Consider the following 14814-nt stretch of genomic DNA (forward strand, 5'->3'; position numbering starts at 1 on the left):
GCGATACGGCCCACGGTCCGAGACACTCGTCAGGTTGCAGGCAGAAGCCAGACACGAAGCCTCCACCTCGCTTCGCCGTGCGCCTGCAAAGCTAGACTGGCTTCATGGCCACAAGGCACCGCGTCTACCTTGTCCCCGGCTTCTTCGGCTTCACCCAGATGGGTGACGCGGAAGCGGAGCGAATCGCCTACTTCCAGCACGTCCCCGCGTTGCTCCAGCGGCGGTTCAAGGCTCGCAATCTCGACGCGGAGGTCCATGCCCTGGCCTCGTCCCCCACCTCCGGGCTCGAAGCGCGTGCCCGCGCCGTGCTCCAGGAGATGGCGAAGACGGAGACGGAGGACGGCGCGCAAATCCACCTCGTGGGGCACTCCACGGGCGGGCTGGATGCGAGAGGTGTCGTCTCACTCCGCATGGCCCCGGAGGCGCCCGCCTTCGTGAAGCGAGTGCGCACGGTGCTGACGATTTCCACCCCGCATCACGGCACACCGTTGGCGAGCTTCTTCCACCAGGGCGACGTGGGAAAGACGCTGCTGCGCTACCTGTGGCTCTTCACCTTCCTCGCCCTGCACCGCAAGGCCATGCCCCTCAGGACCGCCGTGCTCCAGGCGCTGTACCGGCTCGTCCGGATGGGCGAGCAGGCCGGCATCCCCCCGAACCTCTTCAATGAGATTGCCAGACTGCTGGCGGACCTCTCCGAGAACGAGCGCGAAGGGCTCCTGCGGTACTTCGACCAGATTGGAGAGAACCAGGAACTGATCCACGACCTCACGCCGGCCAGGGTGCGGATATTCAACCAGGACACGCCAGACAGGGAGGGCGTTCGCTACGGCTCCATCATCACGGGGGCACCGCCGCCCAGCCTGTTGCGCCGGCTGTCTCCCCGCCTGTTGTTCCCTCCCGACTCGCTCATCTACGGCATCTTCTCCTTCCTGTATCGAATGAGCGCCCCGCTCTCTCCAGAGCTCGAGATTCCCGAGCGCACGGAGGAGCAGACCCGGGCGCTCCGCGAGGCGTTCGGCAGGAAGTTCGAGGCCTGGAGCGACGGCATCGTCCCGAGCCGCTCGCAGGTCTGGGGCCAGCTCCTCCACGTCGTGGCCTCCGACCATCTCGACGTGATGGGCCACTTCGACCAGCCCGAGCAGTACATCAGCTGGCTCAAGTCCGGCTCCCACTTCCAGGAGCCGCAGTTCCACGAAGTGTGGGAGCGGGTGCTCGACTTCACGGTGGGCGCGACACGCGTCTGAGGCCGGGGCTCACGAGGTACCGCGAGGCAGGTGGACACGGAACGTCGTGCCCGACCCTTCCGTGGACACCACCTCCACGCTGCCTCCGTGGGCGCGGACAATCTGGTCCACGATGTAGAGCCCCAGGCCGATACTGCGGCGTTCGCCGCCCTCCCGGGTGCCACGGGTCATCGGCTCGAACAGGCCCGGCAGGACGTGCGGGGGGATGGGCGGGCCCTCGTTGCACACGGAGAGGACGACCTTGTCGCCCTGCCCTTCCGTCTTCACCCGGATGGGTGTCCCGGATGGGCTGTACTGCAAGGCATTGCTGAGCAGGTTCGTGAGGACCTGGGCGATGCGGTCCGGGTCCCACATGCCGCGTGCGTCACCCGCTCCCTCCACGTCCAACCGGCGTCCGGGCGTGGCCAGCCCCACCTCGTCCACCACCTGCTGCGTGAGGACATGGAGGTCCACGCACTGGGGTTTCACGGGAAGCGCCTTGCCCATGCGGGCCTGGGTGAAGTCGAGCAGGTCCCGGATGAGCCGGTTGGCCCGGTCCGCGGAATCCAGGATGCGACTGAGGCCGCGGCGGGCCCGGTCATCCAGGTCCGTGCGGCGTATCAGCGTGCCGGCCGAGAGGGTGATGGCATTGAGTGGGTTGCGCAGGTCATGGCTCACGATGCCGATGAGCTGCTCACGAAGCTGCGCGGCCTCGCGCGCGCCGAGGAGCTGGGCATCCCTCCGCCCCAGCTCGTCCTCCTGGTCGAGCTGATGGCCGACCAGGTCTCCGAGGTGGCGGAAGACCTCCAGCTTGTCCTCGGCCAGGTTGGCCGGGAGCGGGTCCAGCGCGCACAGCACGCCGAAGAACGAACCGTCCTTCCGGTGCAGCGGCACGGCGATGTAGCTCTCGACACCGTAGAGCTTCGGCGCTGGATGGGTCGCGAACCGGGGGTCCGTGCTCGCCTTCCTGATGAGGAGCGGCGCGACCGCGCCGCGAACGGTGCTTCAAAATGTCGTGGCGACTTCCAGCGTGTCACCGGGGTGCAGTCCGAAGTTCACCTCGTCCAGCACCGCGCAGCAGGTCCAGGAGTCGGCCGTGACACGCGCCAACACCCCCAGCCGGAGCCCCGTGGTCTCCAGGAGCAGCCGAAGCACTGTCTTCACCGCGTCGATGCGGCCTATCGCGGCGACGTCCGCCGCGATGGAGGTGTCAAGCGAAGGGCTGCTCGGAGAGGTGGGCTTCCGCGAGTCGGACATGACAGCCTGGACTCTAACGGCCGCCCGCGCGTCGCCAGGGGGAAGCCGCACGGAACCCATGCCGGTGGGTCGCATACCGAACGACCGACCCCCGACGGCACCGCGTCCGGCGCGCGCGGGTTGCATGACACCGTGAGGCCACGGCGATAGCGTGGCCGACTCATGCGCCGCGCCTTTCTCGTCCCGCTGCTGCTGGCCTCCCTCTCGCTCGCCGGGTGCTTCCGCGCGAAGCGTCCGGAGGGGGCCACCTTCCCTTCGCTCGCGCAGTCCCTCTTCGGCACCCTGGAGGACGAGGGTGCGCTGGCAAGTGCCTATGTGGTGGACGCGCAGACGGGCGAGCCGCTCTTCCACCATCGCGAGCACATGCGCCTGTTGCCCGCGTCCACCATGAAGGTGGTCTCCACCGCGTCCGTGCTCTCCGCCCTGGGACCCGACTTCCGCTACCAGACGCCCGTGTCGCTGGAGGGCAGCCAGGTGGACGGCCTCTTCCTGGGAGACGTCGTGGTGGAGGCGTCGGGAGACCCGTCGCTGGGCTCGTGGCGCTTCCCGGAGACGGCGCTCGCGTGTGAGCAGGTGGCGGACGCCATGCAGGCACGCGGCATCCGCCAGTGGCGCGGGCAGGTGCGCGTGCGCGGCACCGACGACGCGGACCTCCCCTTCGGCCCGGGCTGGGCGTGGGACGACGCCGCGTACGCGTACAGCGCCGCGCCCACCGCCTTCGTGTTCCGGGAGAACGTGGTGGACCTGTCGCTGTCCCGCGCGGACGGCACGGACTGCGCGCAGCCGCCCACCGTGCAGCTCACGCCCGCCTTCGCGTCGCTGCCCGCCGTGGTCAGCGTGGACATGAACGCCGAGCGCGCCAACCTCTCCTGCGTGCGCCAGCGCGGCGGCCCGGGCGTGCGCTGCGTGTGGCGCTCCCCCGCCAACCAGTGCCCGCGCGCCGCCACCGTGAAGCTCGCGGTGGACGAGCCGCAGGTCCTCTTCTCCGCCTGCGTGGAGGAGGCCCTGCTCCAGCGCGGCGTGCCGCGGCTGCCGATGACGCTGGAGGCCCCCGCTCCGCTGCGCCCGCCCGTGCCCGAGCCGCTCGTCACCCTCGTGAGCCCGCCTTTGTCGGAGCTGGTGAAGGCCACCAACAAGGAGTCCCTCAACCTCTACGCGGAGCGGCTGGGCCTGCGCTTCACCCGCGAGCGCACCGGCGCGGAGTCCTACACCGCGCTGCGCTCCGCCATGGCCGACGAGCTCACCCGCCGCGGCATCCCCCTGCGTGACTTGCGGCCGGTGGATGGCAGCGGGCTGTCCCGCTACAACATGGCCACCGCGCGGGGCATGGTGCGCGTCCTCTTCACCAGCCTGCGCGAGCCCTACGGCAGTGCGCTGGTGGACAGCCTGCCCGTGGCCGGCCAGGACGGCACGCTCGCCACCCGTCCCGTCACGCCACGCACCGCCGGCCACATCCGCGCGAAGACGGGCACCCTCTCCGGGCAGCGCTGCTTCGTGGGCGTGGTGGACCGCCCCGGTGACACCCAGCACCCGCGCGTCGTCTTCGCGCTGATGCTGGGCAACATGGACGAGGGCACCGCGCTGCCCTCCAGCGAGGCCTTCGACCGCTTCGCGGCTGCGCTCGTGGAGCTGCCCCTCCGCTGAGTCACCCGGGTTCACCACGGGTGACGCGCTGCATTCCCGTCGCCTGGGCGCCTGGAGCGCGCCCGAACATCCGAGCGGCGGCGACATTCCCATGATGGGGAAGGTGCGCCAGGGCGCGGAGGACGTGGCAGGCTCTCGCGCGACTTCCCCACCCACGAGGTGAACCGTGAAACTGAAGAGCGCACTGACGGCGGCGGCGCTGATGCTGCCGCTGGCCGTCTCCGCCGCCCCCAAGGGCGCCGCGAAGGCCCCCGCGACGGCGAAGCAGGAGAAGGTGGACACCTACCACGGCACGGAGGTGAAGGACGCCTACCAGTGGCTGGAGGCCTCGTCCGAGGCGAGCGTGAAGCAGTGGACCGACGCGCAGAACGCGTACACGCGCGGCATGCTGGACAAGCTCCCCGGGCGCGAGGGCCTGCGCCAGCGCGTCACCGAGCTGCTCTCCTGGAAGTCCCCGGGCTACGGCGGGCTCCAGGAGGAGGGCGGCACCCTCTTCGCCTTCAAGTCGCAGCCGCCCAAGCAGCAGAGCTTCCTGGTGGTGCTGGGCTCGGTGGATGACACGTCCAAGGAGCGCGTGCTCGTGGACCCCATGGTGGTGGACCCGTCCGGCCACACCACCATCGACTGGTTCGTCCCCACGCGGGACGGCAAGAAGGTGGCCGTCTCCATGTCGAAGGGCGGCACGGAGAGCGGCGACGTCACCATCTACGACGTGGCCACCGGCAAGGCGCTGCCCAACGAGCTGGTGCCGCACGTGAATGGCGGCACCGCGGGCGGCGGCCTCGCGTGGAACGCGGACGGCACGGGCTACTTCTACACGCGCTACCCGCGCGGCGAGGAGCGCCCCGCGGCGGACCGCGACTTCTTCCAGCAGGTCTACTTCCACCAGCTCGGCACGCCGACGGAGAAGGACACCTACGCGCTGGGCAAGGACTTCCCGCGCATCGCGATGACGGAGCTGGAGACGTCCGAGGACGGCAAGCACACCGTCGCGGTGGTCGCCAACGGCGACGGTGGCGAGTTCATGGTGTACCTGCGCGGCCCGTCCGGGCAGTGGGCGCAGGTGTCGAAGTTCGAGGACAAGGTCATCCGCGCCGTCTTCGGCCATGACGACGCGCTATACCTCGTCAGCCGCAAGGACGCGCCGCGCGGCAAGGTACTGCGGCTGCCGCTGGCCACGCCCACGCTGGACAAGGCGACGGTGCTCGTCCCCGAGGGCGAGGCCAGCATCCAGGGCATCTTCCCGACGAAGTCCCGGCTGTATGTGAATGAGCAGCTCGGCGGCCCCTCGCAGGTGCGCATGGTGGACCTGAAGGGCCAGTCGCTGGGCCTGGTGCCCACGCTGCCGGTGTCGTCGGTGGGCGGGCTGGTGGCCGCGGGCGACGGGGACGACGTGCTGTTCGTCAACGTCAGCTTCGTGCAGCCCATGGCCTGGTACCGGTACTCGGCCAAGGACAACAAGGTGACGAAGACGGCGCTGGCGCGCACCTCGCCCATGGACCTGAGCGACGTGGAGGTGGTGCGCACCGAGGCCACGTCCAAGGACGGCACCAAGGTGCCGCTCACCATCCTGAAGAAGAAGGGCACGAAGCTGACCGGGAAGAACCCGGCGCTGCTCACGGGCTACGGCGGCTTCAACATCTCCATCAGCCCGGGCTACAGCGTGCTGACGGGCCTGTGGCTGGAGCAGGGCGGCGTGTTTGCGATTGCGAACCTGCGCGGCGGCTCGGAGTTCGGCGAGAAGTGGCACGCGGAAGGCTCGCTGACGCACAAGCAGAACGTCTTCGACGACTTCTACGCCTGCGCGAAGCTGCTGGTGGACCAGAAGTACACGCAGCCGAAGAAGCTGGCCATCCAGGGCGGCAGCAACGGCGGCCTGCTGATGGGCGCGGCCGTCACCCAGCACCCGGAGATGTACGGCGCCGTCGTGGCCCGCGTGGGCATCTACGACATGCTGCGGGTGGAGCTCACGCCCAATGGCCAGTTCAACATCACCGAGTACGGCACGGTGAAGGACCCGGAGCAGTTCAAGGCGCTGCGCGCGTACTCGCCGCTGCACAACGTGAAGGATGGGACGAAGTACCCGTCGGTCATCTTCACCTCCGGCGCCAATGACCCGCGCGTGGACCCGTTCCACTCGCGGAAGATGGTGGCCCGGATGCAGGAGGCCAACGGCGCCAGGACGCCCATCCTCCTGCGCGCCAACGCGGAGACGGGCCACGGCTCCGGCACCCCGCTCAACGCCCGCATCGAGGAGGAGGTGGACGTCTACTCCTTCGTCTTCAACGAGCTGGGCATGAAGTACCAGCCGCCCGCGAAGAAGGTGTCCGCCCCCGCGCCGCAGTGACGCGCGTGTGACGTGACGCGGGCCCAGGCCCGCCGTGGACACGGAGCCCTCCGTGTTCGCGGCGGGCCTTTTCATTGAACGGACCTCGCCGCTCCAGGTCGCAGGGGCCCGCGAAAATCGTTGCCCGGCGAGGTGTATCTTCGAACCCGTTACAACACGGTTTCATATATGTATGCCCATCGGGCTATCGTGCCGCCCCGGCGGAAGCCGTGAGCAATCAGGGCCGGCCGGCACCGCCAGGTGAGCAGCCCGACAATGAAGTCTGGAACGAAGTGGCTGAAGTGGGGCCTCGTGGCCCTCTCGGTGTCGCCCTCCGCCTGGGCGAAGAATCCGTACAAGGAAGAGGCCTCCACCCCCGCCGGGCCGGTGTCCCTCGCCCGCCGGGGCGAGTCGGACGACGTGCCCCACGCGCAGGGTGAGCGGCAGCGGCAGCTGCGGGCAGAGGCCCTCAAGGACAAGGTGGAGGGCCGTGCGAAGGGCCGCGTCCACGAGGTGTCGAAGGGCCGCTACGTGGAGCTGGAGTTGGAGCGCACGGACCGCATCTTCGTCGTCCTCGCCGAGTTCGGCGACCAGGTCCACCCCGTCTACGGCAACCCCCAGACGAACCCCGGCGGCGACGTTCCGGGGCCGCTCCACAACCAGTTGGTGCAGCCGGACCGCGCCGTCGACAACACCACCATCTGGCAGGCGGACTACGACCGCGCGCACTACGAGCAGCTCTACTTCGCCACGGGCCCGGGCGTGGACTCGGTGGCCACCTACTACCGGACCCAGTCTTCTGGCCGGTACACCGTGAATGGCACCGTGCACGACTAGGTGCGCGTCCCGTACAACAGCGCGCGCTACGGCCACAACCTGTGCGGTCGCAACATCTGCACCAGCACCGGCGTCTGGTACCTCGTCAGTGACGCCGTCAACGCCTGGACGGACAGCCAGCTCGCCGCGGGGAAGACGCCGGAGCAGATCAAGGCGTACCTGGACACCTTCGACACGTGGGACCGGTACGACTACGACCACGACGGCAACTTCGACGAGCCGGACGGCTACATCGACCACTTCCAGATCGTCCACGCCGGCGAGGGTGAGGAGACGGGCGGCGGCGCGCAGCGGCAGAACGCGGTCTGGAGCCACCGCGCCTTCGCATTCTCCACGAGCAGCGGCGGCCCCGCCTACAACCCCAACGGCGGCACGCGCTTCGGCCCCGTGGACAAGTGGGTGGGCGACTACACGATGCAGCCGGAGAACGGCGGGCTGGGAGTGTTCGCCCATGAGTTCGGCCATGACCTCGGGCTGCCGGACCTCTACGACACCGCCTCGGGCTCCGGGACGGATGCGGCCTTCTGGAGCCTCATGGCCCACGGCGGGTATCTGGGGAGGGGGACGGTGGACACCGGCACGCGCCCCGGCGACTTGTTTGCCTGGGACAAGCTGCAGCTCGGCTGGCTGAATTACGACGACGCCAAGGCCGGCGAGCGCTCCAGCCACAAGCTGGGCCCCGCGGAGTTCAACACCAAGGACGCGCAGGCGCTGCTCGTCACCCTGCCTCCCCAGGCGGTGGACCACCCGACGACGCCGCCGTACGCGGGCCTGCACACCTGGTACAGCGGCGACGGTGACAACCTGGACCGCTCCATGGTGCGCACGGTGCGCCTGCCGTCCGCCCGCGCCGTCTCGCTCCAGTTCCAGACGTGGTTCGACATCGAGCCGGACTGGGACTACGCCTATGTCTCCGTCTCCACGGACGGCCAGTTCTTCGAGAACCTCCCCAGCACCATCACCACCACCACCGACCCCAACGGCCAGAATTATGGCAACGGCATCACCGGCGCGTCCGGCGGCTGGATTCCCGTCACCTTCGACCTGACGCCGTACGCGGGGCGCACCATCCAACTGCGCCTGCGCTACTGGACGGACGGCGCCGAAATCCGCCCCGGCTTCCAGGTGGATGCGCTGACCATCAAAGCGGACGGACGCACCGTGTTCTCCGACGGTGCCGAGAAGACGCCCAACGGCTGGACGTTCTCCGGTTTCCAGCAGCATGACGGCCAGCACATCTACTTCGACCACTACTACCTGGCCGAGTACCGGCAGTACCGCCTCTACGACGAAGGCCTGGAGACGGGCCCCTACCAGTACCCGTACGGGGACCTCGAGCTCTACTACTACGTCGAGCACTACCCCTACGAGCCGGGCCTGCTCATCACCTACTGGAACACCCTGTTCAACAACAACCAGACCAGCGTGCACCCGGGCCAGGGCCGCATCCTGCCGGTGGACGCGCGTCCGGTGCCGCGGGTGGACGGTAACGGCTGGTACTGGGACACCTTCGTCCAGGTGCGCGACGCGACGTTCGGCCTGAGCCCCACGCAGTCCCTGTCGCTCAAGACGCCGTGGGGCCCGCGCGTGGACGTGCCGTCGCTTCCGGCCGAGCCCGTCTTCAATGACCTGAACCCGTACTGGTTCCCGGACACGTACTGGCTGGGCGTGCAGGTTCCGCCCACGGGCACCATCATCGAGGTCGTCAAGGAGAAGGAAGACGGCCGCTACATGCGCGTGAAGGTCCGCCCGGCGCGCTGACGCCGTGGAGGCCGTGCGAGGTGGCGGGCAGTCCGTGCCGCCACCTCGCCGTGCGGAGCTACAGCTCCACCTGGGCGCCCAGCTCCACCACGCGGTTGGGCGGAATGCGGAAGAAGGCGGTGGCCGAGCGGGCGTTGCGGCTCATCCAGACGAAGACTGCCTCGCGCCAGCGCGCCATGCCCGGGTTCCTGCTGACGATGAGCGTCTCGCGGCCGAGGAAGAAGCTGGTGCTCATGACGTTGAAGGGCAGGCCCGCCTCGCGGCAGCGCTTGAGGATGTCCGGAATCGACGGGTCATCCATGAAGCCGTAGCGCGCGATGATGCGGCGAAAGCCCAGGGGCAGGCTCTCCACCGTCACCCGCTCGGCGGACGGGACGTGAGGCACGTCCTCGGTGGCGATGGTGAGCAGCAGCGTCTGCTCGTGCAGCACCTTGTTGTGCTTCAGGTTGTGCAGCATCGCGCTGGGGGCAATCTCGGGGTTGCCCGTCATGAAGATGGCCGTGCCCGGCACCCGGTGGGGCGCGTTGTCGCCGAAGCTCTCCAGCAGGTCCTTGAGCCCGAGCGACGACGCGCGCAGCTTCTGCCCCAGCAGCTCGCGGCCGCGCTTCCACGTCGTCATCAGGGAGAAGAGGACCACGCCCATCGTCAGCGGCAGCCAGCCACCGTGGGCCACCTTCACGAAGTTGGCGCCGAAGAAGGCCAGGTCGACGGCGAGGAAGAGTCCCGCCAGCGGCACCAGCACGGAGCGCCGCATGCCCCAGCGCTCACGCGCCACGACGTAGGCGAGACACGTGGTGATGGCCATGGTGGCCGTCACGGCGATGCCGTACGCGGCCGTGAGGGCGGTGGAGGAGCGGAAGCCCAGCACCACCAGCACCACGCCCAGGAGCAGCGCGATATTCACGCCCGGGAGGTAGATCTGCCCCTGCTCCTCGGCCGAGGTGTGCACCACCTCGAGCCGCGGCCAGTAGCCGAGCTGGATGGCCTGCCGCGTGAGGCTGAACACTCCGGAGATGAGCGCCTGGGACGCGATGACGGTAGCGGTCGTGGCCAGCGCCACCAGCGGATAGAGGGCCCAGTCCGGGGCCAGGTGGAAGAAGGGGTTGGTCGCGGCGGACGGCTCCCTCAGCAGCAGCGCGCCCTGTCCGAAATAATTGAGCAGCAGCGCCGGCAGCACCAGCGCGAACCATGCCAGGCGGATGGGCCGGTAGCCGAAGTGGCCCATGTCCGCGTACAGCGCCTCGCCACCGGTGACGACGAGGAACACCGCGCCCAGCACCAGGAAGCCGTGCCACCCGTTGTGCACGAAGAAGCGCACCGCGTGCGTGGGCAGCACGGCATGGAGCACCGAGAGGTTGCTCACCACTTCGTGGATGCCCAGCACCGCGATGACGGTGAACCACACCACCATCAGCGGGCCGAACACCCGGCCGATGCCACCCGTGCCCTTGCTCTGCACGAGGAAGAGCGCGAGCAGGATGACGAGCGCAATCGGCACCACGTAGGGCGTGAAGAGCGGCGTGGCCACGCTCAGTCCCTCCACGGCGGAGAGCACGGAGACGGCCGGAGTGATGACGCCGTCGCCGTAGAGCAGCGCGGCACCGAAGAGGCCGAGCGTCAGCAGCACCATGCGCCGGGCCCCGCTGCCCTCCCGCCCTCCGCGCTGCACCACCAACGCCAGCAGGGCGAGGATGCCGCCCTCGCCGCGGTTGTCGGCCCGCATCACGAAGCCGAGGTACTTCACGGAGATGACGATGATGAGGCTCCAGAAGACCAGGCTGAGCACGCCCAGTACGTTCGCTGGCGTCGGAGCGATGCCGTGCTCGCCGCTGAAGCAGTCGCGGAGCGCGTACAGCGGGCTGGTGCCGATGTCGCCGTAGACGATGCCGAGCGCCCCCAGGGCCAGTGGGGCCAGCCGGGAGAGCGGCTCCGGGCCCGCGCCATGAGCACGGTGTCCAGGGGAAGACGGAGGCGAAACGGGAGCGGCCGAGCCCGCGGACGTTGGCGAGCCCGGCCCGTGACTGCTGGGGTCGGAAGACATCAGGTTCTCCTCGACGCCTGCGGGGTTAGCTGACGGACTCGGGCTGGGAACCTGCCCTACGCTCGCTTGCGAGCGACTCGCCCCTACGAACCTGGGTCCCCCGCTCCCGCTGACGGCGGGACTCGGCGTTTTGCGGCATAACTAGCCCCGCTCCAGGCAGGTCGCAATGGCCTCGGGGAAAAGGTCAACAATCCCGGACACCTGGCCGAGGCCCGCCGGCCGTTCAGGCGAAACGGACCTCGAACGCCCGGGCCTCGGACTCGACGAAGCGGAGCAGTGCCTCCCCCTCCCCGGCCAGCGCGTCTCGCGTCTTCTTCGTCAGCGGCTCGAAGGGCTCGACGAGGAGGACCGCGGTGGTCTTCTTGCGCTCCACCTTCCACGTGCCGGTGACGAAGCCGTCCACCAGGAACGTGGCGGGAATGCGCAGGTTCTTCGTGATGAGCCGCGGGCGGTGCGCGTCCGCCACCAGCCGCGAGCGGTCGTCATGGCCGAGCACGAGGCTGTCGAACTCGGGAAGGAAGCGCGGGGGCGCGGCCATGTCCTCCGGCGGTCGGGGCGCCTTGGGCAGGTCGAACAGTTCGCGGCCCTTCTCGTCGCGGAAGGTGCGCAGCTTCGGCTTCAGCGACGCCAGCACGTCCTTCAGGCCCTTGAGGCCCGTCCACGTCTGCACGTCGCCCACGGTGGCGGGGCCGAAGGCGGACAGGTAGCGGAGCACGAGCGTGTCCAGTTCCGCGCCGGCGCCCAGTGGCTCGCCCAGCCAGGACTCCGCGAGCGCGAAGTCCGTGGCGGGCGGGAAGCCCCACTCCGCATCCGTGGGGACCTGGACGAGTGGCAGGTACATGCGCACGAGGAAGCCCATGGCCCGCTCGTCGGCCTTCGGGTAGCGCTCCAGCAGGTGGTCTCTCACCTCCTCGAAGGTGCGGGGCTCCTCCTCCAGGTACTCGCGCGCGGCGCGGACGAGGGGCTCGATGTCCAGCCCCTCCGCTCGCTCGCGGAGCACCGAGTGCACCGAGGCCTCCAGCAGCGGGCTGAAGGCGGCGCGCAGCTTCAGGTAGTCCTTGGCGCTCGCGAGGTGCAGCGTGCCGCGCATCAGCGTGGCGCGGACGACGTCTCGCTTCTGGAGGAGCCGCGTCAGGTCCTCGCGCCGGAAGCCCTCGACGCGGGACCAGAGGCCGACGAAGGGCGGCTTCGCCTGCTGGGCCTGGAGCGCCACCAGTCGCTCCACCGCGCGAAGGAGGGGAAGCTTCTCCCGCTCCAGCAGCAACTGGCGCGCGAGCGTGGCGCGGTTGAGCTCTCGGGTCGTCAGCGTCGGGGAGGCAGTCGCGGCGGGCATGGGACCTCGGGGCCGGGAAGCCCGTGTGTAGCACTCCGCTGCATGTCGGGGCGCGCTCCCCCACTGGAGCCGTGTCGTGCGGGGTGTCACCATGCGGCGCATGGACGCCCACTCGCTGGACTCGCTCGTCACCCCCGCCGCCCTCGTGGACCTGGACCGCGTGGAGGCCAACCTCCAACGCGTGGCCACGTATGCGCGCGAGCACGGCCTGCGCTGGCGCCCCCACACGAAGACGCACAAGACGGCGGAGCTCACCGCCCTCCAGCTGCGGGCCGGTGCGATTGGCGCCACCGTGGCCACGCCCCGCGAGGCCGAGGTCATGGCCAACGTCGCGGCCGACGTGCTGCTGGCCTACCCGCCCGTGGGCGCCGGACGGCTCGCGCGCCTCATGGCCCTGCCCCCCTACGCGCGGCTTTCGGTGGCGCTCGACTCGCGCGAGGCGTTGGAGGGACTCGGCCGCGCCGCCGACGCGGCGGGGCGCACCGTGGGCGTGCTGGTGGAGGTGGACATGGGCATGCGCCGCGTGGGCGTGCAGACGCCCGAGGACGCCGTCGCCCTCGCGCGCGCCATCGCTTCCACGCGCGGCGTGGAGTACCGCGGCATCATCTTCTATCCGGGCCACCTGCGCGCGCCGCTGGCCGAGCAGGGCCCCGCGCTGCACGAGCAGTCCTCACGCCTGGGCACCTTCGTGGACGCGCTGGCCGCCGCGGGGCTGCGGCCCTCCATCGTGAGCGGCGGCTCCACGCCCACCCTCTGGCGCTCGCACGAGGTGGTCGGGCTCACGGAGATACGCCCCGGCATCAACGTGCTCAATGACCGCAACTCCGCCGCCGTGGGCGCGTGTGATTGGAGTGAGTGCGCATACTCCGTGCTCGCCACCGTGGTGAGCACCGCCGTGCCCGGCCAGGCCGTCATCGACGCGGGCTCGAAGGCACTGGCGAAGGAGGAGGGCCTCGCGCCCCAGGGCGGCTACGGCGCCCTGTTGGACAGGCCGGAGGTGCTGGTGCGCGGGCTGTCCGAGGAGCACGGCCTGCTGGATTTGTCCGGCACCGCGTGGCGCCCGCGCGTGGGAGAGCGCGTGCGCGTGGTGCCCAACCACGTCTGCGCCTCCGTCAACCTGCATGAGCGGCTGCACGTGCTACGCGGTGGCGCTCCCCATGCCACGTGGGCCGTCGCGGCGCGCGGGTGGTGAGCGCGGCCTTCAGCCGAGCCGCTCCAGCTCGCGTGCCAGCACCGTCTCCAGCTCGCGAATGCTGCGGTAGACGATGCAGCGGTACGAGGCGACGTCGAACCGGAGCTCCTTCACGTCGCGCACCAGCATGATGGTGGGCCGTCCCTTCCCCCACGCGTAGCCGACCTCCAGGTACACGTTGGGGTTGGCCATGGACAGGTCGGCGATGACGACCTTCGCCGTGTCGATGCGCTCCTTGATGCGCTGGATGATGGGGCCGTCGAACACCGCCTGGTCCACGCGCTCGCACAGCAGGCCCGCCGCCTTCACCGGCCCCAGGATGCCGTAGTGGTAGGTGTCCTCCAGTTCCGGCGCGAAGGGCATGGCCACGAAGGCATGCGGCTTCGCCATGGACACCGTGCCCGCCGTGGCCATGGGCGGCGCCTGGACGAAGGCGCTCATCCGCTCCACGCGGAAGCCCCCGCCCGGCAGCGCCGTCACGCCCGGCGTGCCGCTCAGGCCCCGCTCCATCGCCTTGCGCAGCCGGTTCGCCCGCCGCGCGTCCACCTCCACCACCGTGAAGCGCTCCAGCCCCTGCGGCCCGGTGCCACGCTGGAAGGCCTCGACGAGGCCTCCGACGAAGGCGAGCACCGCCTCGTCCTCGTCCAGCCCGTAGTTGGGCCCGTGCACCGTGCCCGCGACATGCTTGAGCCCCGAGTGCGCCTCCAGCGCCTTCAGCGCGCGCACCGTGAACTGGCGGATTTCGTGGTAGCCGAAGTCCCCCAGCCGCACCGTGCCCACGAAGAGCGCCAGCGGCGAGGCCAGGCTCCCGCGCGTCTCCACGAAGCGGTACTCCCCCGGCTTCAGCTCCAGCTGGGATGACGGCACGCCCGCGAGCTCCAGCCGCTGCGCCGCCGCACCCGCCGCGCCGTAGAGTCGCTGCGCGTACTTGAAGACCACCGCGTCCGCGGACGTGTCCGCGAGGTCTCCCACTTCCAGCATCACGTCGAGGGACACGCTCATCGCCCCTGACTGTAGGCGCTCCCGCCACGTCTCCCCAACCCGGCGCCACGCCGTCCGCGCGGGTGGAAATTCGAAGCCCTCCGCGAATTCTCAACGAATGAGTGCGACCAATTTGTAAGTCTCCATTCGTATTGTGCTAACTAGCCCGCGTTCCCGGGAAGCCGGGTACCCCATGTCCCCTGGGGGGGTCCATCCCGA

Annotated in this window: 10 protein-coding genes, 1 pseudogene and 1 riboswitch; of the genes and pseudogenes, 6 read left to right on the forward strand and 5 right to left on the reverse strand. The window is 69.8% G+C overall.

The features are described 5' to 3' along the window. Window positions 1-104: 104 nt before the first annotated feature. Complete coding sequence (locus OV427_RS02630) at window positions 105-1244, forward strand: esterase/lipase family protein (protein ID WP_267854540.1); 1140 nt, start codon at window positions 105-107, stop codon at window positions 1242-1244. A gap of 9 nt (window positions 1245-1253) precedes the next feature. On the opposite strand, the gene OV427_RS02635 is transcribed toward OV427_RS02630, so the two are convergent. Continuing rightward, window positions 1254-2195, reverse strand: coding sequence for a GAF domain-containing sensor histidine kinase (locus OV427_RS02635; protein ID WP_267863345.1), 942 nt, complete (start codon window positions 2193-2195; stop codon window positions 1254-1256). Window positions 2196-2228: 33 nt separating this feature from the next. After that, on the reverse strand, window positions 2229-2480 hold the full coding sequence (locus tag OV427_RS02640) for a hypothetical protein (RefSeq protein ID WP_267854541.1): 252 nt from the start codon (window positions 2478-2480) through the stop codon (window positions 2229-2231). Between the two features lie 162 nt (window positions 2481-2642). Here OV427_RS02640 and dacB point away from each other — a divergent pair, with 162 nt between their 5' ends. The 4 genes and pseudogenes from dacB to OV427_RS50550 all read left to right on the forward strand — a co-directional run bounded on the left by dacB (window position 2643) and on the right by OV427_RS50550 (window position 9048). Continuing rightward, window positions 2643-4124, forward strand: coding sequence for a D-alanyl-D-alanine carboxypeptidase/D-alanyl-D-alanine-endopeptidase (gene dacB, locus OV427_RS02645; protein WP_267854542.1), 1482 nt, complete (start codon window positions 2643-2645; stop codon window positions 4122-4124). Window positions 4125-4290: 166 nt separating this feature from the next. Further along, window positions 4291-6471, forward strand: a complete 2181-nt coding sequence (locus tag OV427_RS02650) for a prolyl oligopeptidase family serine peptidase (protein ID WP_267854543.1) — start codon at window positions 4291-4293, stop codon at window positions 6469-6471. A 255-nt stretch (window positions 6472-6726) separates the two neighbouring features. Next, a pseudogene (locus OV427_RS02655) lies at window positions 6727-8505 on the forward strand (immune inhibitor A domain-containing protein); the annotation flags it as partial. Between the two features lie 39 nt (window positions 8506-8544). Next, complete coding sequence (locus OV427_RS50550) at window positions 8545-9048, forward strand: hypothetical protein (RefSeq protein WP_324290050.1); 504 nt, start codon at window positions 8545-8547, stop codon at window positions 9046-9048. 58 nt (window positions 9049-9106) lie between these two features. Here the strand turns inward: OV427_RS50550 and OV427_RS02660 are convergent, their stop codons facing one another. Next, window positions 9107-11089 (reverse strand): potassium transporter Kup, encoded by a 1983-nt coding sequence (locus OV427_RS02660; RefSeq protein WP_267854544.1) that lies wholly within the window; start codon window positions 11087-11089, stop codon window positions 9107-9109. Then, a riboswitch (cyclic di-AMP (ydaO/yuaA leader) is annotated at window positions 11089-11227 on the reverse strand. (Overlaps the previous gene by 1 nt.) 85 nt (window positions 11228-11312) lie before the next feature. Then, entirely contained in the window at window positions 11313-12422 is a 1110-nt protein-coding gene (locus OV427_RS02665) for a winged helix DNA-binding domain-containing protein (protein ID WP_267854545.1), read from the reverse strand. Between the two features lie 91 nt (window positions 12423-12513). On the opposite strand from OV427_RS02665, the gene OV427_RS02670 reads away from it, so the two are divergent. Further along, the gene (locus OV427_RS02670) at window positions 12514-13614 is read left to right on the forward strand and encodes a D-TA family PLP-dependent enzyme (RefSeq protein ID WP_267854546.1); all 1101 of its coding nucleotides are present in this window, start codon (window positions 12514-12516) and stop codon (window positions 13612-13614) included. A 9-nt stretch (window positions 13615-13623) separates the two neighbouring features. Here OV427_RS02670 and OV427_RS02675 read toward each other — a convergent pair whose 3' ends face one another. Beyond that, the gene (locus tag OV427_RS02675) at window positions 13624-14616 is read right to left on the reverse strand and encodes a hypothetical protein (protein WP_267854547.1); all 993 of its coding nucleotides are present in this window, start codon (window positions 14614-14616) and stop codon (window positions 13624-13626) included. Window positions 14617-14814: the final 198 nt, after the last annotated feature.

Source organism: Pyxidicoccus sp. MSG2 (assembly GCF_026626705.1).
GTDB lineage: Bacteria > Myxococcota > Myxococcia > Myxococcales > Myxococcaceae > Myxococcus.

Excerpts from the sequence above, each read along its gene's own strand:
- OV427_RS02630 (WP_267854540.1), top strand. The coding sequence starts at position 105 with ATGGCCACAAGGCACCGCGTCTACCTTGTCCCCGGCTTCTTCGGCTTC.
- OV427_RS02640 (WP_267854541.1), bottom strand. The coding sequence starts at position 2,480 with ATGTCCGACTCGCGGAAGCCCACCTCTCCGAGCAGCCCTTCGCTTGAC.
- dacB (WP_267854542.1), top strand. The coding sequence starts at position 2,643 with ATGCGCCGCGCCTTTCTCGTCCCGCTGCTGCTGGCCTCCCTCTCGCTC.
- OV427_RS02660 (WP_267854544.1), bottom strand. The coding sequence starts at position 11,089 with ATGTCTTCCGACCCCAGCAGTCACGGGCCGGGCTCGCCAACGTCCGCG.
- OV427_RS02665 (WP_267854545.1), bottom strand. The coding sequence starts at position 12,422 with ATGCCCGCCGCGACTGCCTCCCCGACGCTGACGACCCGAGAGCTCAAC.
- OV427_RS02670 (WP_267854546.1), top strand. The coding sequence starts at position 12,514 with ATGCGGCGCATGGACGCCCACTCGCTGGACTCGCTCGTCACCCCCGCC.
- OV427_RS02675 (WP_267854547.1), bottom strand. The coding sequence starts at position 14,616 with ATGAGCGTGTCCCTCGACGTGATGCTGGAAGTGGGAGACCTCGCGGAC.